Source organism: Pseudomonas sp. 18058, from assembly GCF_902706155.1.
Lineage (GTDB): Bacteria > Pseudomonadota > Gammaproteobacteria > Pseudomonadales > Pseudomonadaceae > Aquipseudomonas > Aquipseudomonas rustica.
In genome coordinates, this window is record NZ_CACSJY010000059.1 from 15,710 (window position 1) to 35,507 (window position 19,798).

General features: G+C 58.3%; 21 protein-coding genes and 1 tRNA gene. 6 read left to right on the forward strand and 16 right to left on the reverse strand.

What is annotated here, in order from left to right; genetic code table 11:
• Positions 1-29: 29 nt before the first annotated feature.
• Positions 30-218, reverse strand: a complete 189-nt coding sequence (locus tag GVL50_RS23965) for a hypothetical protein (RefSeq protein ID WP_053116851.1) — start codon at positions 216-218, stop codon at positions 30-32.
• Positions 219-410: 192 nt separating this feature from the next.
• Between GVL50_RS23965 and GVL50_RS23970 the strand changes: the two genes are divergently transcribed.
• Positions 411-761: a YceK/YidQ family lipoprotein gene (locus GVL50_RS23970; protein WP_159815288.1), complete on the forward strand. Its 351-nt coding sequence runs from the start codon at positions 411-413 to the stop codon at positions 759-761.
• A gap of 133 nt (positions 762-894) precedes the next feature.
• Here GVL50_RS23970 and GVL50_RS23975 read toward each other — a convergent pair.
• Positions 895-984 (reverse strand) — tRNA-Ser (locus tag GVL50_RS23975).
• A gap of 84 nt (positions 985-1,068) precedes the next feature.
• The gene (locus tag GVL50_RS23980; protein ID WP_159815289.1) at positions 1,069-1,215 is read right to left on the reverse strand and encodes a hypothetical protein; all 147 of its coding nucleotides are present in this window, start codon (positions 1,213-1,215) and stop codon (positions 1,069-1,071) included.
• Positions 1,216-1,279: 64 nt separating this feature from the next.
• On the opposite strand from GVL50_RS23980, the gene GVL50_RS23985 reads away from it, so the two are divergent.
• The 3 genes from GVL50_RS23985 to GVL50_RS23995 all read left to right on the forward strand — a co-directional run bounded on the left by GVL50_RS23985 (position 1,280) and on the right by GVL50_RS23995 (position 4,012).
• Positions 1,280-1,969 carry a crotonase/enoyl-CoA hydratase family protein gene (locus tag GVL50_RS23985; RefSeq protein WP_159815290.1) on the forward strand — a complete coding sequence of 230 codons (690 nt, stop codon included), beginning with the start codon at positions 1,280-1,282 and terminating at the stop codon, positions 1,967-1,969.
• A gap of 216 nt (positions 1,970-2,185) precedes the next feature.
• Positions 2,186-2,908: a 1-acylglycerol-3-phosphate O-acyltransferase gene (locus tag GVL50_RS23990; protein WP_159815291.1), complete on the forward strand. Its 723-nt coding sequence runs from the start codon at positions 2,186-2,188 to the stop codon at positions 2,906-2,908.
• 132 nt (positions 2,909-3,040) lie between these two features.
• Complete coding sequence (locus GVL50_RS23995; protein WP_053116847.1) at positions 3,041-4,012, forward strand: magnesium and cobalt transport protein CorA; 972 nt, start codon at positions 3,041-3,043, stop codon at positions 4,010-4,012.
• Between the two features lie 84 nt (positions 4,013-4,096).
• Here GVL50_RS23995 and GVL50_RS24000 read toward each other — a convergent pair whose 3' ends face one another.
• From GVL50_RS24000 to GVL50_RS24010, 3 genes are all read right to left on the reverse strand, one after another.
• Positions 4,097-4,819 (reverse strand): amidotransferase, encoded by a 723-nt coding sequence (locus GVL50_RS24000; protein WP_053116846.1) that lies wholly within the window; start codon positions 4,817-4,819, stop codon positions 4,097-4,099.
• A 91-nt stretch (positions 4,820-4,910) separates the two neighbouring features.
• Positions 4,911-7,055: a 3-hydroxyacyl-CoA dehydrogenase NAD-binding domain-containing protein gene (locus GVL50_RS24005; RefSeq protein ID WP_159815292.1), complete on the reverse strand. Its 2,145-nt coding sequence runs from the start codon at positions 7,053-7,055 to the stop codon at positions 4,911-4,913.
• Positions 7,056-7,080: 25 nt separating this feature from the next.
• Positions 7,081-8,286 (reverse strand): acetyl-CoA C-acetyltransferase, encoded by a 1,206-nt coding sequence (locus GVL50_RS24010; protein ID WP_159815293.1) that lies wholly within the window; start codon positions 8,284-8,286, stop codon positions 7,081-7,083.
• 584 nt (positions 8,287-8,870) lie between these two features.
• Between GVL50_RS24010 and GVL50_RS24015 the strand changes: the two genes are divergently transcribed.
• Positions 8,871-9,692 carry a cytochrome c gene (locus GVL50_RS24015; RefSeq protein WP_159815297.1) on the forward strand — a complete coding sequence of 274 codons (822 nt, stop codon included), beginning with the start codon at positions 8,871-8,873 and terminating at the stop codon, positions 9,690-9,692.
• 114 nt (positions 9,693-9,806) lie between these two features.
• Here the strand turns inward: GVL50_RS24015 and GVL50_RS24020 are convergent, their stop codons facing one another.
• The 10 genes from GVL50_RS24020 to GVL50_RS24065 all read right to left on the reverse strand — a co-directional run bounded on the left by GVL50_RS24020 (position 9,807) and on the right by GVL50_RS24065 (position 18,973).
• On the reverse strand, positions 9,807-10,610 hold the full coding sequence (locus GVL50_RS24020) for a transglutaminase family protein (RefSeq protein WP_159815294.1): 804 nt from the start codon (positions 10,608-10,610) through the stop codon (positions 9,807-9,809).
• A complete protein-coding gene (locus tag GVL50_RS24025; protein WP_053116841.1) occupies positions 10,607-11,557 on the reverse strand; it encodes an alpha-E domain-containing protein in 951 nt (316 codons plus the stop codon). Before GVL50_RS24025 ends, GVL50_RS24020 begins: the two co-directional genes overlap by 4 nt.
• Positions 11,558-11,569: 12 nt before the next feature.
• On the reverse strand, positions 11,570-12,979 hold the full coding sequence (locus GVL50_RS24030) for a circularly permuted type 2 ATP-grasp protein (RefSeq protein ID WP_007914061.1): 1,410 nt from the start codon (positions 12,977-12,979) through the stop codon (positions 11,570-11,572).
• Positions 12,980-13,478: 499 nt separating this feature from the next.
• The gene (locus GVL50_RS24035; RefSeq protein ID WP_008080948.1) at positions 13,479-13,826 is read right to left on the reverse strand and encodes a ribonuclease E inhibitor RraB; all 348 of its coding nucleotides are present in this window, start codon (positions 13,824-13,826) and stop codon (positions 13,479-13,481) included.
• Between the two features lie 210 nt (positions 13,827-14,036).
• On the reverse strand, positions 14,037-14,270 hold the full coding sequence (locus tag GVL50_RS24040) for a hypothetical protein (protein ID WP_053118693.1): 234 nt from the start codon (positions 14,268-14,270) through the stop codon (positions 14,037-14,039).
• 238 nt (positions 14,271-14,508) lie between these two features.
• Positions 14,509-15,384 (reverse strand): polyamine aminopropyltransferase, encoded by an 876-nt coding sequence (gene speE / locus GVL50_RS24045; protein WP_008080944.1) that lies wholly within the window; start codon positions 15,382-15,384, stop codon positions 14,509-14,511.
• A gap of 220 nt (positions 15,385-15,604) precedes the next feature.
• Entirely contained in the window at positions 15,605-15,796 is a 192-nt protein-coding gene (locus tag GVL50_RS24050; RefSeq protein ID WP_007914053.1) for a PLDc N-terminal domain-containing protein, read from the reverse strand.
• Between the two features lie 71 nt (positions 15,797-15,867).
• Positions 15,868-16,398, reverse strand: a complete 531-nt coding sequence (locus GVL50_RS24055) for a hypothetical protein (RefSeq protein WP_159815295.1) — start codon at positions 16,396-16,398, stop codon at positions 15,868-15,870.
• 121 nt (positions 16,399-16,519) lie between these two features.
• On the reverse strand, positions 16,520-17,038 hold the full coding sequence (locus GVL50_RS24060) for an ankyrin repeat domain-containing protein (RefSeq protein WP_053118689.1): 519 nt from the start codon (positions 17,036-17,038) through the stop codon (positions 16,520-16,522).
• Between the two features lie 96 nt (positions 17,039-17,134).
• A complete protein-coding gene (locus tag GVL50_RS24065) occupies positions 17,135-18,973 on the reverse strand; it encodes a long-chain-acyl-CoA synthetase (protein WP_159815296.1) in 1,839 nt (612 codons plus the stop codon).
• A 390-nt stretch (positions 18,974-19,363) separates the two neighbouring features.
• Here GVL50_RS24065 and GVL50_RS24070 point away from each other — a divergent pair, with 390 nt between their 5' ends.
• The gene (locus GVL50_RS24070) at positions 19,364-19,642 is read left to right on the forward strand and encodes a DUF3509 domain-containing protein (protein WP_053118700.1); all 279 of its coding nucleotides are present in this window, start codon (positions 19,364-19,366) and stop codon (positions 19,640-19,642) included.
• The last annotated feature ends 156 nt before the right edge of the window (positions 19,643-19,798 follow it).

Below are 19,798 nucleotides of genomic sequence, written 5' to 3' on the forward strand. Positions count from 1 at the left end.
GTTCTTAGACGGGGTTGGTTGGCGGAGAATCATTTTCTGGCTCGTGCCGTGACCTTGGGTAAAAACTTCGCTTTCGGCCCTTTCGGCACCGTGGACTTGATCTTGCCGGTGTGAACCGGATCCTCGCCGAAACCAGACTGGTACTCGGTCTGGCCACAACGAACGCAGTTGTTAAACGGAAACTCGGCGCCATCGTCTTCGATATACGGTTCTGTCATACCTTCGCCCCTGCGATGCGGATCGACACCGGCAAAACTTTTTTGCCTGAAAAAATATCGACCTCCAAGGCTTTTGAGACTAGCCGGTCATTACTGGACTTGTGGTTCAGATCGACCGATGCCCGACGAATGGCCTACACCAATCAAACACGCTAATCTGGCACCCTCGTCTCATTGCCAGGGATTGCGAGCATGACAATAAAAACCATCGCCTTGCTGCTTTCAGCGCTAGCCGTTACTGGCTGCGGCACGATCAGCAGTGTCGTGCAGGAAGACACCGTCGCCGGAAATGATCTAAAAAAACGCCAAACCTACTGTGATTCGATTTCGCGAATTTACAGCGGCGTCGGTTACGACTTCTGCATCCTGCACGCACCCGATCTGCCGATAAAATCCTGGAAGGGTCGCCCTTCAGCCCCGCTGGTTTTGATAGATCTGGGAGTCTCCGGTGTGACAGATACATTGGTATTGCCATACACCGTGTATCAACAGGTTAAACACGGCAATATCGAAATCTACCAGGCACAAACGTCCGATCAGTGATCAGCGCAACTTCACGGCGGTGCCGGCCGGCCTACTGATCTCGACATCCAATCAGCTGTCCAATAAATTCCAGACGCCAGAAACCACAAAACCCCTGACTTCTTTCGAAATCAGGGGTTTTGTGTACTAAATGTGGCGGTGAAGGAGAGATTCGAACTCTCGATACAGTTTCCTGTATACACACTTTCCAGGCGTGCTCCTTAAGCCACTCGGACACTTCACCGTATCTCTTCAAACATGTTCTGTCTGTCGAGGCGCGCTAATGTAGTCGAAAGCTTTTCCGATGGCAAACTTTTTTTTAAGATTTTCATGCGCTTAAGAGAAAAAGCCGTTTGCCTTGCTGACGGCCCATGGCAAACCGGCCAATCTTCGGTGGGCGCAGCCCTTCTATATAGAAGCAGAATGGCGTGCGGCGCTGGATCAGCCGGGATTCGGTGACCGGCGGGTCAGTCACGGCGCTTTACCTGGCCTGCGGCGGTGGGTAACGTCTGCTCATCTTTCTTACAAGGAATCGCGTCATGAGTGAGTTGATTGCCTACCACCTCGAAGACGGCATCGCGACCCTGACCTTGAGCAACGGCAAGGTCAATGCCATTTCCCCGGACGTGATTGCGGCGTTTAACGCGGCGCTGGATCAGGCGGTGACTGATCGTGCCATCGTGATCATTACCGGCCAGCCGGGGATTCTGTCGGGCGGCTACGATCTGAAAGTGATGACCGCCGGCCCTAAAGAAGCCGTGGCACTGGTGACCGCCGGTTCCACCCTCGCCCGTCGTCTGCTTTCTCACCCGTTCCCGGTGATCGTCGCTTGCCCGGGTCACGCCGTGGCCAAGGGTGCATTCCTGCTGTTGTCGGCCGACTACCGCATCGGTGTCGATGGCCCGTTCAGCATTGGTCTGAACGAAGTGCAGATCGGCATGACCATGCACCACGCCGGTATCGAGCTGGCGCGTGATCGTCTGCGTCGCTCGGCATTCCACCGGTCGGTGATCAATGGCGAGATGTTCGACCCGAAAAGCGCGGTGGACGCCGGTTTCCTCGACAAGGTGGTTTCTGCCGAAGAGCTGCAAGGTGCCGCCCTTGCCGCCGCGCGTCAGTTGAAGAAGATCAACATGCTCGCGCACAAGAACACCAAGCTGAAGTTGCGCAAAGCGCTGCTGGAAACCCTGGACAACGCGATTGTTCAGGATCAGGAGCATCTGGGTTAACCCCCGTATCCTGCGTCGAAGAAAAGCCCGACCCGCGTGTCGGGCTTTTTCTTGCGCGCTCGGTTGAAAACGCCGTGGCTGCTCTAGGACGGGTCTGACAAGCAATTCGGAAACATGCGCTTAAACATCGCCTATCTCCGGACTCTATAGTGGCAATTGCCGAAAACAGTGCACATCCGTACACTGCGCCACCTTTTGCGCCGGTGGGGCCTGAAAATGCTGTTCGTGTTTCGTATGTTATTGATGAGCCTGCACTTTATTCTGGCTGGCGTGCTTGGGGTGATCCTCGGCATATGCCGTCCGTTCAATCCGGACAACAGCCGTCTGTGCGCGCGCCTCTATGCATTGCCGGCCATGTGCATTCTGCGTCTGCGGGTGAAAACCGACGTCAGCGGCCTGATGAACAAACCGGCCAGTTGCGTAATCATTGCCAACCATCAATCCAATTACGATTTGTTTGTGTTCGGTAACGTTGTGCCCTACCGCACGGTGTGCATTGGCAAGAAGAGCCTGAAGTGGGTGCCGTTATTCGGGCAGTTGTTCTGGCTCGCCGGCAACGTGTTGATCGACCGTGGCAATGCGCACAAGGCGCGCCAGTCGATGCTCACCACCACCAACACTCTGCAAAACGAAAACACCTCGATCTGGGTATTCCCGGAAGGCACGCGCAACCTCGGCGAAGAGTTGCTGCCGTTCAAGAAAGGCGCGTTTCAGATGGCGATTGCCGCCGGTGTGCCAATCGTGCCGGTGTGTGTCAGTAGCTACATCAAGCACATGCGTCTGAACCGCTGGAACAGTGGAGAAATTCTCATACGCTCACTGCCGGCGATTCCTACAGCCGGACTGACCATGGACGACATGCCCATGCTCATCGAACAGTGCCGCGAGCAGATGCGCGAATGCATCGAATCAATGGATCGGCAGTTGCAAGCCGCCTGAAAGCAAACCCGCCTTGTGCGGGTTTTCTTTTGCCGAATGAACGGTGCAGATTTCACTGACTCTCAAGTAGCGACACGGCTAAGCTGAAGCCTTGTATTCCTGCCACCTGCCAAGAAGAAGCGAATCACCACCATGGGTCGAGTTGTTGCTGCTGCTGTGTACAGCGCCGGTAAGAAAGTCACCAATATTTCCCTAGACGAAGGCGCCGCCTGGGCCGCGAAAACCGGCCACTTTGTCTGGATCGGTCTGGAAGAGCCGGACGCTCAGGAGCTGTCCAACCTGCAACGCCAGTTCAACCTGCACGAACTGGCGATTGAAGATGCGCTGGAAAAACACAGTCGGCCGAAGCTGGAAACCTTTGGCGACGCTTTGTTTATCGTCACCTACTCGCCGATCCGTGAAAACGGCGTGCTGCAATTCATCGAAACGCACATCTTCGCCGGCAAGGGCTACATCATCACCGCGCGTAACGGTCACTCGGCGTCCTACGCGCATGTGCGCCAGCGCTGTGAGGCGCGTCCGCTGTTGTTGGAGCATGGGGAAGATTTCGTACTCTATGCGCTGCTCGATTTCGTCATCGAGAACTACCAGCCTGTCGGTGAAGCGATCCATGCCGAGATCGATGAGCTGGAGCGCAACGTGCTGTGCAGCGCATTGAATGAGCGCGATATCCAGAAGCTGCACGGCTTGCGTCGTGATGTCGTGCGCCTGCGTCGCTATGCGGCGCCGATGGTGGAGATCGGCGAGGAACTGCAGAAGCTGAGTTTCCCGTTTATCGACAAGAACATGCGCCCGTACTTCCGTGATGTGCAGATTCACGTGACGCGGCAGATGGAAGACCTCAGCACGCTGGCCGATATTGCCAGCCAGACCATCGAGATCGGTGTGTTACTGGAGGCGTCACGGCAGAGCGTGGTGCAGCGCAAGTTTGCTGCGTGGGCGGCGATTCTGGCTTTCCCGACGGCGGTGGCGGGGATTTACGGGATGAACTTTCAGAACATGCCGGAGCTGAGCTGGCATTACGGTTACTTCGGGGTGCTGGGGTTTATTGCGGTGGGGTGTGTGAGTTTGTGGGCGAGTTTCAAGAAGTCTGGGTGGTTGTAAAAAAGCAAAAGATCGCAGCCTTCGGCAGCTCCTACAGGGATTCAGTGTAGGAGCTGCCGAAGGCTGCGATCTTTTGATCTGCTGTTAAGCGACCTCAGGCTTGTGCGCCACAAACCGCATCATCCATTCCGCAACCGTCGCGCCGTGGTGTTCTTGCTCCAGACTCGCCACGCCTTTGCTGTAAATCTGCGAACCCAGCGCTTCCTGACGCAAATCCAGCAGCGCCCGCGAGTAATCGTGGATGAACTCTGGATGACCCTGGAAGCACAGCACTTGATCGTTGATGTGGTACGCGGCAAACGGGCAGAAATCGCTCGAGGCGATGACGGTGGCGTTTTCCGGTAACGACGTCACTTGATCCTGGTGGCTGATCAGCAACGTCAGTTCTTCACGCACCGGGCTCATCCACGGCGCCTTGGCCGCGAGTTTGTAGTTGTGGGTGCCGACGCCCCAGCCCTGCGTCGCGCGCTCGCTCTTGCCGCCCAGCAGCAGCGCCAACAGTTGATGGCCGAAGCACACGCCGAGCAGTTTGTCGCCACGCTCGTAACGGCTCAGCAGGTATTCCCTCAGCGTTTCAATCCACGGATCGGTACCGAACGAATCGGCCTTGCTGCCGGTGACCAGGTACGCATCAAAAGTCTGCTCGTCGCTTGGGTATTCGCCTTGCATCACGTTGTAAACGGTGAACTCGGCGGCAATCGGTTGCTGCGAGAACAGGCGCTGAAACATCTGCCCGTAACCCTGATATTGATCGACCAGTTCGGGACGCAGGATGTCGGTTTCCAGAATGCAGATGCGTAGCGACATAAAAAATACCTGACACGTGATGGGAATAATGAACACCCCAGAGCCTGCCTTGAAACACCCTGACAAGGCAAGCCCCGGAATGCTCGCCCCGTTAGAACATTTCACCTTTCGCCGCTTTATCCAGCAGCAACGCCGGCGGGGCGAAACGCTCGCCGTACTGCTCTGCCAGATACTGCGCGCGAGCGACGAAATCCTTCACCCCGTACTGATTGATGAACTGCAACGCGCCGCCCGTCCACGCCGCAAAACCGATGCCGAAGATCGAGCCGATGTTGGCGTCCGCCGTCGAGGTCAGCACGCCCTCCTCCACGCAGCGCACGGTTTCGATGGCTTGCACGAACAGTAAGCGATCACGCACATCCTTCGGGGAAATCTGCCCGTCGGCTTTCTCGAAGCGCGTTTTCAATTCCGGCCACAAATGCTTCTGGCCACTGGCCGGGTATTCATAAAAACCGCCGCCAGCAGCCTTGCCCGGACGTTTGTATTCGTTGAGCAGCAAGTCAATCACGGCGAAGGCCGGGTGCTCAATCAGCGGTTTCCCTTCTGCCTGTAGGTCTTTGGCCGTTTGCTTGCGGATATGGCTCATCAGGCTGAGGGAAACTTCGTCGGAGATCGCCAGAGGCCCGACCGGCATCCCGGCCTTGCGTGCTTCAGTCTCGATCATCGGCGCACTGACGCCCTCACCAAGCATGGCGATGCCTTCGTTGGTGAAGGTGCCGAAAACCCGCGAGGTGAAGAAACCGCGACTATCGTTGACCACGATCGGGGTTTTCTTGATTTGCAGCACGAAATCGAAGCCGCGCGCCAGGGTTTCATCGCTGGTTTGCGCGCCTTTGATGATTTCCACCAGGGGCATTTTTTCCACCGGACTGAAGAAATGCAGGCCGATGAATTTGCTTTGATCCGGCACGGCACTGGCAAGGCCAGTAATCGGCAAGGTCGACGTGTTGGAGGCAATAACGGCGTCGGCGCCCACGACTTTTTGCGCAGCCACAGAAACCTTGGCCTTGAGCTCGCGATCCTCAAACACCGCTTCGATGATCAGGTCGCAACCGGCCAGATCGGCATCGCTTTCAGAGGGTTTGATCCGCGCCAGCACTTCATCGCGCTGGGCTGCATTCATCTGGCCACGGGCAACTTTTTTGTCGAGCAACGCGGCCGAGTGCGCTTTGCCTTTCTCGGCAGCTGCAAGGTTGATGTCCTTGAGTACCACGTCGATACCCGCCGAAGCACTGACAAACGCGATCCCCGCGCCCATCATCCCGGCACCAAGCACGCCGACCTTCTGCGTTTTATAAGGCGCAAAACCCTGCGGCCGCGAACCACCGGCATTGATCTCGTTGAGCTGAAACCAGAACGTGCCGATCAGGTTTTTCGAAATCTGCCCGGTGGTCAGCTCGGTGAAGTAGCGGGTTTCGATCAGGTGCGCGGTGTCGAAATCGACCTGAGCGCCTTCCACCGCCGCACACAGAATCTTCTCCGGCGCCGGCAGTGTGCCTTGAGTTTTCGTGCGCAGGATCGACGGTGCAATCGCCAGCATCTGCGCGACTTTCGGGTTCGATGGCGTACCGCCGGGAATCTGATAACCCTTCACATCCCAACGCTGCACTGCCGTTGGATTGGCAACAATCCAAGCGCGCGCCTTGGCCAACAGTTCATCGCGATCCGCCGCCAGCTCATCGATCAAACCGGCCTGCAACGCCTGTTGCGGACGCACTTTTTTGCCTTCGAGCAGATACGGCAGCGCCTTCTCGATCCCGAGCATGCGCACCATGCGCACCACCCCGCCGCCGCCCGGCAGCAGGCCCAGCGTCACTTCCGGCAGGCCGAGTTGCACCGAGGCGTCGTCCAGCGCCACGCGGTGATGGCAGGCGAGACAGATTTCCCAGCCGCCGCCCAACGCCGCGCCGTTAATCGCTGCTACCACCGGTTTGCCGAGGGTTTCCAAGGTGCGCAATTGGCCTTTGAGGGTCAGCACCATGTCGTAGAAAGCTTTGGCTTCAGGCTTGCCGACTTTGATCAGTTCGTTGAGGTCGCCGCCGGCAAAGAAGGTTTTCTTCGCCGAGGTGATGATCACACCGGCAAGGTTGTCTTTATCCGCCACCAGACGGGCCACGCACTCAGCCATTGCCTCGCGGTACACGGCGTTCATGGTGTTGGCGCTATGGCCCGGCATGTCGATGGTCAGCACGACGATGCCGTCCTGGCCTTTTTCGTAACGAATGGCTTCGCTCATAACAAGGTTCCTTGAATTCGGGGGCTCAGAGACGTTCGATGATGGTGGCAATGCCCATGCCGCCGCCGACGCACAGCGTTGCCAGGCCATAGCGCAGGTGCCGCGCTTCCAGTTCATCGAGCAAGGTGCCGAGGATCGCGCAACCGGTGGCGCCCAGCGGATGGCCCATGGCGATGGAGCCGCCGTTGACGTTGACCTTGTCCGGGTCGACGGCCATGTCCTTGATGAACTTCAGCACCACCGAGGCAAACGCTTCGTTGACCTCGAACAGGTCGATGTCTTCCACGCGCAGCCCGGCCTTGGCCAAAGCCTTGCGCGTGGCCGGCGCCGGGCCGGTGAGCATGATGGTCGGATCGGTGCTGGTGACCGCCGTGGCGACAATTCGCGCCCGCGGTTGCAGGCCTAACGCGCGGCCCTTGGCTTCGGAGCCGATCAGCATCAACGCCGCACCGTCGACGATCCCGGAACTGTTGCCGGGTGTGTGCACATGATTGATCCGTTCAACGTGGCTGTAGACCCGCAGCGCCGTCGCGTCGAAACCCATTTGCCCGATCATTTCAAAACTCGGCTGGAGCTTCCCGAGCCCTTCCAGCGTCGATTCGGCACGAATGAATTCATCGTGATCGAGCAGGATGATGCCGTTCTGATCCTGCACCGGCACCAGCGACTTGTTAAACGATCCATCGGCCCGGGCCCGCGCGGCTTTCTGTTGCGAGTGCAGCGCGTAGGCATCGACGTCGTGACGGCTGAAACCTTCGAGCGTGGCGATCAAATCGGCACCGACGCCTTGTGGGGTGAAGTGACTGTGCAGGTTGGTCTGCGGGTCGAGTGCCCAGGCGCCGCCATCGCTGCCCATCGGCACGCGCGACATCGACTCGACGCCACCGACCACCACCAGGTCTTCGAAACCCGAGCGCACTTTCATCGCGCCGAGGTTCACTGCCTCAAGCCCGGACGCGCAGAAACGGTTGATCTGCACCCCCGCCACGCTGACGTCCCAATCAGCCACTTGCACCGCGGTTTTGGCGATGTCCGAGCCTTGATCGCCAATCGGCGTGACGCAACCGAGCACGACGTCATCGACCTGGCTGGTGTCCAGCGCAGTGCGTTGTTGCAGCGCGGTCAGCAGCCCCGCCACCAGATTCACCGGTTTGACGCTGTGCAAGGCGCCGTCGGCCTTGCCTTTGCCGCGTGGCGTGCGTAGCGCATCGAAAATCAAAGCTTGGGTCATGACGTCCTCGAACCTGTGCGGTGAGTGATTTCTTGTGCTTGCACTCTTGTCCCGGACGGCCACGGATTCAATGACCACAGTGCTCAATGCGGTTGACGCACACGCTCAGACGGACGGTCATTGGCCGTCGGGTGAACCGGTTCAGGTCACGGAGTTGTCTAGCAAGCGGGCGGCGCAGAAGCTGGCAATACGCCTCATGCCTTTTTAATCGCCGTTGGCAGCAACTCCATATGAAATGGATCTAAGCCAAGCGTGACGCGGGCCCTAAGGTAGTACATGTACGTCAGAGTCGTCGGGTTTTGCCGAGGCCGGCGTCCTTCAACAGGAAGTGCAGCGCTTGCCGTCATGGATATGCAGGCAAGCATCAGGAAATAACAATAAAGGCGGTCAAGCCATGTTCAAACAACCGAAAGTTCGTCAAGCAGGGCTCATTCTTTTCGCCACGACGCTGTTGTTGATTTTGCCGAATCTGACCAAGGTCATCGGCTGAATCGAGCGGCGGGTTTATCTATCGCCACTGAAAATGTGACTGGCCCGCTACCCGGGCCAGCGTGGCTGTGCCAACCTTTGCGCACTTCCACGACATGGACGGCGATCATTTGAAAACGCTCTTCGTACTCGGGGCCATGCTGCTGAGCATGCCTCTGTCTGCCGCCCAGTTGGACTTACAACTGGGAGAGCACAGCCGCACCTGGCAGACCGAGGAATTGCTCAAGCATCCTCAGGTGCAAAACATCACCATCAAAAACGATGTGTCCTACAAGAAGGACATGCTCTATCGCGCCGTGCCTGTGGCGGCGTTGTTGACGGGAATAAAGGTTGAAGATCATCTGCAAGCGGTAGCGCTGGACGGTTTTGCCGCAGAGTTGGCGGCGGCGCCGTTGCTCAATCGTGAAGGCGCGCGCGCGTGGCTGGCGATTGAAGACCCGGCCCATCCGTGGCCGCCGTTGTCGAAGGACAAGCACAGCGCCGGGCCGTTCTATCTGGTGTGGACGAATCCGCAGGCGGGCAATATCAGCCCCGAGCAGTGGCCGTTTGAAGTGGCGAGCATCAAGCGCATGGCGCCGGTGGCCGAACGCTTCCCTGCCCTCCTGCCGGATCCGGCGTTGAAGAAAGATGATCCGGTGAATCTGGGTTTTGCGTTGTTTCAGAAGAATTGTCTGGCCTGTCACCGATTGAACGGTGCGGGGGATGCGCAGTTCGGGCCGGATCTGAATATTCCGTACAGTCCGACGGAGTATTTCGGGGCGGATTTCTTGAAGCGCTACATTCGTGATCCGCAGAGTTTGCGCCAGTGGCCGCAGGCGAAGATGCCGGGGTTTTCGGCGGAGGTGTTGCCGGAGGGGGATCTGGAATTGCTGGTGGGGTATCTGAAACACATGGCGGGGCGCAAGGTTAAGCCCTGACGCTTGCGCCCCACTCTGTAGGAGCTGTCGAGTGCAACGAGGCTGCGATCTTTTGATCTGCGGAATCAAGATCAAAAGATCGCAGCGTGCCGCAGCTCCTACGAGGGATCGTGTTTATTGTTGTTGCACGGAGATGACCGGGGTCGGTGAGACGAACACTTTCGCGTGCATCTGCTCGCAGCCGCCGCCACGGCGCATGCCGCGTACCGGGCAGGCGTCGAGGTAATCAAGGCCCACCGCCAGTTTCAAATGCCGTTCCGGCCGCGCCAGTTCGTTGGTCACGTCAAAGCTGTACCAGGCGTCATCCAGCCACGCTTCTGCCCAGGCATGGCTGGCCAGATGTTCGCAATCCTCGCTGTACAAATACCCCGACACATAACGCGACGGCACGCCCAGGCTGCGCGCGCAGGCGAGGAACGCGTGGGTATGATCCTGACAAACCCCGGCGCGTCCGGCGAAGGCTTCGGCGGCGCTGGTGTCGACTTCGGTAGAACCCGGCGTGTAGGTCATGTGCTGATTCAAACCGTGCATCAAATCGATCAGCGCGCTGCGATCGCGCCGCTGCTTGCAGGATCTTTCGGCGAACGCTCGCAGCGCCTCATCGGCCTCGGTCAACCGGGTAAAGCGCAGAAACGGCAGCGCCGACTGGCTCTCATGTTCCGCCTCGCGCAATTCATCAATATCGACCTGCCCGCGCGCGCCAATGATGATCGCCTCGTGCGGCTCGTCCATGGTCAGCACGTGGAGGATGTTGCCGAACGGATCGAGTTGCGCGCGCACCGGGCGCGGCAGGTCGAGTTGCCAGCTCAGCACATGTTGACGCTCGCTGTCATGGGGGGTCAGCCGCAGGTACTGGATGCTCGCCCGCACCTTATCTTCGTAGTGATAGGTGGTCTCGTGGCTAATGGAGAGTCTCATGCAGCCTCCAGGTAGGAACTGTGAATGGCGTTGCCCAACTGGCGCACCAGCGGGATGAATTCGGTCAGCCAGGCATGTAGGCCTTCCTCGAGGATTTCGTTGATGCCGGTGTAGCGCAGGCGCGCGTCCATCTCGGCGGCCAAGCGTTGCGCGGGACGACCGTTGGCACCGGGCAGTTGCGCAAGAATCTGGTCGATCTCTTCGGTGCAGGCGCGCAGTGAGCGCGGCACGTCGGCGCGCAACAGCAGCAATTCGGCAACATGCCGGGCGCCGGGCGCGTCGCGATAGATTTCGGTGTAGGCCTCGAAGGACGACAGCGCACGCAGCAATGCACTCCACTGGTAATAGGCGTGGGCCGTGCCGTCGCTGACCGCTTCGGCCTGATCGCCGGCCATTTCGTAGCGGGCATCAAGCAAGCGCAGCGTGTTGTCCGCGCGTTCGATAAAGGTGCCGAGACGAATAAAACGAAATGCATCGTTGCGCATGATCGTGCCGTAGGACGCGCCACGAAACAGGTGCGAACGCTCCTTGATCCACTCGCAGAAACGGCTCATGCCATAGCGACTGAGGCCCTGCTCGGCGATCCCGCGAATCTCCAGCCACGTCGAGTTGATGTTCTCCCACATGTCCGCGGTGATGCGTCCGCGTACCGCATGGGCACTGGCCCGCGCCGCACCGAGGCAGCTGTAGATGCTCGCTGGGTTGGCCGCATCGAGGGCGAAAAAGTGCAGCAGACGTTCGGCATGCAATGCGCCGTGACGCTCCAGATAATCCTCAAGGGTGCCGGTGATCAACAGCGGCATCGCCAGTTCATGCAAACCGTCACCGCGACCGTCCTGCGGCATCAGCGACAGCGAATAACTGATGTCGAGCATCCGCGCGAGGTTTTCCGCCCGCTCCAGGTAACGCGACATCCAATACAGATCCGAGGCAGTTCTACTTAACATGGCTAGCTTCCTTCAATCCTCGACCACCCAGGTGTCCTTGGTTCCGCCGCCCTGTGATGAATTCACCACCAGCGAGCCTTCGCGCAGCGCCACACGGGTCAAACCGCCGGGCACCACGCGGGTTTCACGACCGGACAAGACAAACGGGCGCAAATCGATATGGCGCGGCGCAATGCCGTTTTCGACAAAGGTCGGACAGGTCGACAGCGATAGCGTCGGTTGCGCGATGTACGCGTGGGGTTTGGCCTTGATGCGCTCGCGGAAAGCATCGATTTCCGCTTTCGTCGACGCCGGCCCCACTAGCATTCCGTAACCGCCGGAGCCTTGGGTTTCCTTGACCACCAGATCTGGAAGATTGGCCAGCACGTGGGAAAGTTCAGACGGGTTGCGGCATTGCCAGGTCGGCACGTTTTTCAGGATCGGTTCTTCGTCGAGGTAGAAACGGATCATGTCGGTGACAAACGGGTACACCGATTTGTCATCCGCCACGCCGGTGCCGATGGCGTTGGCCAGCACTACGTTGCCAGAGCGATAGGACGACAGCAGCCCCGGCACGCCGAGCATTGAGTCCGGGTTGAACGCCAATGGATCGAGGAAGGCGTCGTCGAGGCGACGGTAAATCACGTCCACTGCTTTCGGGCCGTCGGTGGTGCGCATGAAGACTTTGTCGTCACGCACGAACAGATCCGCGCCTTCGACCAATTCAACGCCCATTTCCCGCGCAAGAAACGCGTGTTCGAAGAACGCACTGTTGAAGCGCCCCGGCGTCAGCACCACCACACTCGGGTCATCAATCGGGCTAGAGCTTTTCAGCGTGTCGAGCAGCAGGTTCGGGTAGTGATCGATCGGGGCGATGCGTTGCGCGGCGAACAACTCCGGGAACAATCGCATCATCATTTTGCGGTCTTCGAGCATGTAGCTGACGCCGCTCGGCGTACGCAGATTGTCTTCGAGCACGTAATACGTGCCGTCGCCATCGCGCACCAGATCGACGCCGGAAATGTGCGAATAGATATCGCGGTGCAGATCCAGGCCCTGCATCGCCAACTGATATTGCTCGTTGGCCAGCACCTGTTCGGCGGGAATGATCCCGGCCTTGATGATGCGCTGCTCGTGATAGAGGTCGGCGAGGAACATGTTCAGCGCCTTGACCCGCTGGATGCAGCCGCGCTCGACGATCCGCCACTCGCTGGCGGGGATGCTGCGCGGAATGGTGTCGAAAGGAATCAGCCGCTCGGTGCCCTGCTCGTCACCGTAGAGCGTGAATGTAATCCCGGCGCGATGGAACAGCAGATCGGCCTCGCGTCGCCGTTGGGCCAGCAGCTCGTCAGGCGTGTCGGCCAGCCATCGGGCGAACTCCCGATAATGCGGGCGAACCTGGCCGCCGGCATCGTACATCTCATCAAAATAGGTGCGGATCATGCCGTACTCCTTGTCACCCGGACATACAAGCCTTCGCAAGGCCCGTGCCATCGGCATAAACGCTTTGATTTCAATCGGTTGGATATTCACGCCGCAGGCGCCGCACCATTCCTGTGCGGCAAATGCCCCAACCTGATTGCCCCCGCTTCATTGCGACGCACTGCATCGCCTATTAGCAGCATAGTCAGAGTTGATTTCACTGCCCGGGATCGGCTGCGGATAATCCGCGCATTCGCTGCAAAACTTCGCCGCGCACAGCTCCGCGAAGTCGACAGCTCAACTGATTGGGACTGCCCCGCAGCCCGCCCCGCCTTAACCCTGACCGGTTTCCTCTCCTTATCGGTCTTCCCTTTTAGCCACCCTCTCCGGTGGCTTTTTTTTGTCTTTTGGAAATGTTTTGAAAGTAAAAGCAAAAGATCGCAGCCTTCGGCAGCTCCTACATGAATCTGTGTAGGAGCTGCCGAAGGCTGCGATCTTTTGATCTTCTATCTATAAATATTCAATTCAACCGGTGGCGGCTACGCACCTCCTGTTTCACGCCCCACCCTTCAATTATTCCGCCCAAAGGCTCGACCACCGCCGAAAAGCCCTGCTCGAAATCGCCGATATCGTCATACGTCGCGTACATCACTTTGCTTAATTCCAGCGCCCACGCACCGTCATCACGCACGCTGACCTGGGCATTGATGGATTCACCGCGAAATTTGCCTGCTGCCCTGCGCGCCCGCTCCTCGTCCGGGAAAATCGCGTAGAACTCGATGGGATGGAATCGGGAAAAATCGAAACCGCCTTCTTTCATGCGGCGCAGAACATTGCTGCTGATGTCTTCTTGATAGGCTGTGCTCATGAATCGTCCCCCTCGCATAGATGGATAGACTTTCCGTATTCCCGCCCCGGGCCTTTGGCCAAAGTACTGCGACAACGTCGTTGAACGCGGGAAACAAGCATGTAGCTGACAAGACCAGACCTTAGCGATCCGTTCGCTGATCTCGCTTGCAGAGTAGCCCCAAGATAGAGCTGCTGCCAAGGCCTGGTGGTGAAGGTGACAAGAAGAATGTCAGATAGGGGTGATGCTGCGGATTTCGATGCTGTTCTGGGTTTTCAGACTTTTCACGCCAGCATCGGCGGTGCGCCCTTCCAGATCGTTGAGATCCAGCTCGGCGGCCACGGGCAGGAGCCGTGCCTTGATCAGTTGTGCGGCCTCATCGTCACTGGGGCATTCCGCACGTTCGAACACCTCATCGACAATTTCACCATGATCGTCCACGAAAGTGACTTTCCACTTTTGCATCGGTGCCTCCTCGATCAAACCCGCAAATGGGCTTACAACTATCTCGACTGTTTACGCAGAAAGTTGGTTCAAAAGGATTACAGCGGGCGAAGATGAAAAAAACGACATCTACCGTGCGGGGCAAACAAATGTGGGAGCGGGCTTGCTCGCGAATGCGATTTGTCATCCAACAAATTTGTTGGCTGACAGTCCGCTTTCGCGAGCAAGCCCGCTCCCACAGGGGTTTTGCAGTGTTCTTTTAGTCGTTGCTTGGCTTGTTGATCGCCTGCAGCACGTACTGCGGCAAGGCGAATGCGCCGATGTGGATTTCCGGGTTGTAGTAGCGGGTGACGATGCCGCTGCCGATGAAGCGCTGTTGCAGGGTTTCACGGCTCAGTTTGCGGTAGGCCGGGTTGGTCGAGCCCCAGGCGAAGGTCATCGAACCGCCGATGTAGGTCGGTACGGCCGCTTGATAGAAGTGCCAGTCCGGGAACAGACTTTTCAGGCGACCGGCGGTGGTTTTCACTTCGTCGATCTGCATGAACGGCGTGCCGTTCTGGGTCACGAGGATGCCGCCCTCGTTCAGGCAGCGGTGGCACGCCTGGTAGAAGTTTTCCGAGAACAGCACTTCGCCCGGGCCGATCGGGTCGGTGGAGTCGGAGATGATCACGTCGAATTTTTCCGTGGTGGTGGCGACGAAACGCATGCCGTCGTCGATCACCAGGTTCAAACGTGGATCGTCGTAGGCACCGCTGGAGTGGTTCGGCAGGAATTCTTTGCACATGTCGACCACGGTGCCGTCGATCTCGACCATGGTGATGTGTTCAACGCCAGCGTGTTTGGTCACTTCGCGCAACATGCCGCCGTCACCGCCGCCGATGATCAGCACGCGCTTGGCGCTGCCGTGGGCGAGGATCGGCACGTGGGTGAGCATTTCGTGGTAGATGAATTCGTCGGCTTCGGTGGTCTGGATCACGCCGTCCAGCGCCATCACGCGGCCCATGCGCGGGTTCTGGAAGATCACCAGATGCTGGTGTTCGGTGCGCACTTCGTGCAGCAGTTTTTCCATGCGAAAACGCTGGCCGTAGCCTTCGTAGAGGGTTTCCAGGTACTCGCTGGTTTTGGTGACGGTCATGGTCAAGTGCTCCGATGAATGCGCGGGCGTCAATCGTGGGGACGATTGCCCGGGAAAGGCGCGCATTCTACGTTGCCGAAGATGACAGGTCGAACCTCACAACCACAATCCCTGTAGGAGCTGCCGCAGGCTGCGATCTTTTGATGTTGATTTTTAAAAGCAAGATCAAAAGATCGCAGCCTTCGGCAGCTCCTACAGGGGTATTGCGGTGTTAGCTGATTCAGATCCGGACGTTACCGCGTGGCCCGGCGATTGCCCAGATGATCAGACCCAGTACCGGCAGGAGGATGATCAGCAGCACCCAGACGATTTTCATCCCGGTGGTCGCGCCGCTTTTCAGCACATTGATGATGGCCCAGATGTCGAGGGCGAGGATGATCAGGCCGATCAGACCGTTGAACGTGGAACCCATGGTGTCGCTCCAGAATAGTGGCATGCACTTTTAGGATAGACGGTCGCGCGCAGGGTTCCCTTTTATTGCACTCAGACGTGAACGGCGATCTTCAAGGCTTCCAGCGCGGGTGCAGCGTTGATGCCGACTTCGGCGCACAACTCCAGCAAGCGCGGAACGTCGTTGCCGAAGACCAGCACCATTTGCAGTTCGTCGTCGAGCAACTGGCTGAAGTTCATCAGCGTGTAACCGCCGTTTTCCTTGTTCATGCTGCTCATCTGCACCTGAATGCGGTTGAGCGCGGTCAGGGCTTCGGTTTTCGCCAGTTGCTTGGGCTTGAGATTGAAATCCACGCCCGGGCCGAACGAGGCGACGATCTGTGCGAACAGGTCAACGTAGGTGTCGGCCTGGAACAACACGGTTTCCGGCAGGCTGCCGACGACGACCCACTCGCCCAACGGGATCGGGAAGGTGTCGTCGTAGTTGATGTCCGGGTTGGCTGTCAGAAAAGCACCGGCATCGGCGTAGGCTTGCGCCGCTTCATCGGCCACTTTCAGGATCTCGTCCTCGGCCATGCAGCCGGAGCTGATTTTGCTGATGAGTTCGGCGAGTGCGGCTTTCATGAGGGCGGATCCTGTGGAAGGTGAAATTTGAGGGCGCGGAGGATAGCGCACAACGCAAAAGATCGCAGCCTGCGGTGGGATCAGTGTAGGAGCTGCCGCAGGCTGCGATCTTTTGATCTTATCAACCCAGCAATTTTTCCAGTTGCGCCGTGGTATCGACCGCGCCCATGGTGCGCGCCGCGTCCAGCGCCGTTGCACCGTTGGCGTCCTTGGCCTGCGCGTTGGCGCCTTTGCCGAGCAAGTAATCGACGATTTCAACGCGGTTAAACATCGCCGCCATCATCAGCGCCGTCCGGCCATCAAACGACGAACCTTCGATCTCGGCACCCGCCTCGACCAACGCCTTGACCACCGCCAGATCACCTTTGAATGCCGCACCGGCAATCGGGCTCTGGCCGTTGCCATTGCGCATTTCCGGGTCGGCTTTGTGTTTAAGCAGCACATTCACCGCGTCGATATGGCCGTAGTAGCTGGCGAGCATCAGCAGCGTGTCGCCCTTGCTGTTCTTCAAGTTGACCGGCAAACCGGCGCTGACCAGGCGATCAAGCATCTCGGCATCACCGTCGCGCGCCTTGTTGAAAACCTGCTCGGTGAATTCGGCGGCTTCTTCAGGGGTCATCTGGCGGCTTTGTTCGGACATGGGCAACTCCACTTTCGGTCAATCGGAAAGCCGACAGTTTCCCGAGCGCGAGGAAAACTGTCACCCCCTTTTTCTCAAGTCGGCCTATAGCCAGATTCAATAACGATGCTTGCCCTGATAAATGCCCGCCAATATTTCATCGGTCACGCGAACATAAGTCTGCGTACCGGGCAGCCATGCGTAGATCGGGTCATCGCCCGTCTGGCCGGGGTCGAAGCCTTCATTCTTCAGGCGGGTTTTCTGGTATTTGAAAGTACCCGTGGTTTCCATCTTCACCTTCACCCGCAGGAACAGCGGCACCGCGTACGCCGGCATGCGCTCCCGAGCAAAAGACAGCAACTCGGCGAAATCCAGGGTTGCGAGGGATTCCGCTGGCGTAATCGCCGCCATGCCGGCACGGCCGTTGGTGTTGCGGATTTCCACGCCATAGGCCACCGCTTCAGAGATGTGCGGATGTTGCAGCAGCAGGTTTTCAACCTCGGTGGTCGAGACGTTTTCGCCCTTCCAGCGATAGGTGTCACCGAGTCGATCAACAAATTGCGCATGACCGAAACCGATGTTGCGCAGCAGATCGCCGGTATTGAAGAATCGGTCACCTTTGGCGAACACATCCTGCAGTACAACTTTGGCGGTTTTCTGTGGATCGGTGTAACCGTCCAGCGGCGCTTTCTCGTCGATGCGTGCCAGCAACAGGCCCTGCTCGCCTTTTTCGACCTTGCGCATAAAGCCGTCGTCGCTGCGCAGAGGCTCGCCGCTGTCGTGGTCGTAAGCCACCAACTCCCAGGCCATCAGCGAGAAACCGATGGTGTTGTCGAAGTTGAGAATATTGGTGAAGCCGATGTTGCCGTCGCTGGCCGCGTACAGCTCACAGATGTGATCCACCGCAAAGCGCGTTTTGAACTCGGCCCAGGCGCCGGGGCGCAAACCGTTGCCGATCATCTTGCGCACGTCGTGGCGGTTGTCGTCGGCGCTGGCCGGTTGATCGACCAGATAACGGCACAATTCGCCTACGTAACCAATGGTGGTGGCGCGATAACGGCGCACGTCGTTCCAGAACTGACTGGCGCTGAATTTACGCCGGATCGCGAAGCCTGAAGCGCCGTTGACCGCCGAGCCCCAGCACACGCAGAGGCCGGTGGCGTGGTACAGCGGCAAGGTGCAATAGACGACGTCGTCGGGGCCCATGTTGAGGGCGATCATGCCGAAGCTCGCGGAGCTGCGCATCCAGCGCCCGTGCTTGAACACCCCGGCCTTCGGCAGCCCGGTGGTGCCGGAGGTGTAGATGTAGAAACACGGGTCGTCGAAGAAGATTTGCTGGCTGCTCGGCGGATTTTCGCTGGAGGCATCAGCACTGGCGCTGATCAGATTGACGAAGCCGTCGGGCGCAATGCCCGGATGGCTGTAAGTGTCCTGATCGGCGACAAACCAGGTGCGTGGCGCGGTGATTGCCACTTGCTCGCGCACCGCTGAATAAGCCGCAACCAGCTCTTCGCCAACGACAATCGCTACCGGCGCTACCAGATTAATGCTGTGGATCAGCGTGTCGCGGGTCTGCGACGTGTTCAGCAGCGCACTGACGGCGCCGACCTTGGCCAACGCCAAAATCGTCACCAGCAACTCCGGACGGTTCTCGATAAACACCGCGACCACGTCGCCCTTGCCGATGCCCTGCCCGTTCAGATAGTGAGCGATACGGTTGGCCCACTGGTTGACTTGTGAGTAAGTCAGCGCCACGTCGCCGTGCAATAGCGCCGGGCCGTCGGGGTTGCGCAGGGTTGCTTGTTCGAACGTCCAGCCAAGGCCACAGCTTTGGGTCGGATCCGTGACGTTGGCCACCTTCATGCCTTTGACCACCCGCGGGATGGCTTTGGCAATCATCGGCAGTTTGCGGAGCATCATGCTCCAGGTAATCGTGTCGCTTGGCGCGTGACGCATGGAAGCTCCCCGTTCGACCTTGGCGTGCAGGTCGATGTTTTTATTTTTCGGGCTGTGCCTTGAAACAACCGGCGCATTCGAGCGCGGGTCGAGATCGAAAATACGTCAGCGCTTCTCAGGCTGTACACGCGGTTTTTGCAATGTTTTGTATCCGCTGACGTGGCGGGCGCGGAGCTGATCTCCGGGTCAGCGTTTGGTTCCGTAGAAATGATCACGATCCCGCAAAATGCAGGATGCACGATGGCCACTCATGCAGATTGCACGACGCCTTGAAAAATAATATTTTTCAAGCTATTGATTTATAACGATATTTTTTTAATCAAATGCTGGCACAAACTCTGCAACCTCCTCTGCATGCTTGCCATTCAAGTGCATACGGAGCTGAAAGACATGAGCCTGATCCAAGAGAAATTTACCTCCCTGTTCTCCAACTTCGACGTCACCACTGCGCCACGTCCTGATGGCGGGATCCTGCTGACCCTGCGCAGCAGCGACGGCAAGGTGTTTAAACGCGCACTGACTTATCAACAACTGCATGCCGGCGACCAACTGTCGTGGGCGATCAGCGCGATCCGTCGTGACCTGGCCGAACAAGCCAGTGAGCTGCCGCAAATCGGCATGCTGCAAAGCCAACAGCGTTTCGCCCTGCCGACGTATCACTCGCTGTAATTTGTAAAACGCTTTAAACAAAACAGGCCGTGGAGCTCTCGCTTCACGGCCTGTTTTTTTGTGCTGATGCAAAACCCTGTGGGAGCGGGCTTGCTCGCGAAGGCGGTGTGTCAGATAAACAATTTCTAACTGATACACCGCTTTCGCGAGCAAGCC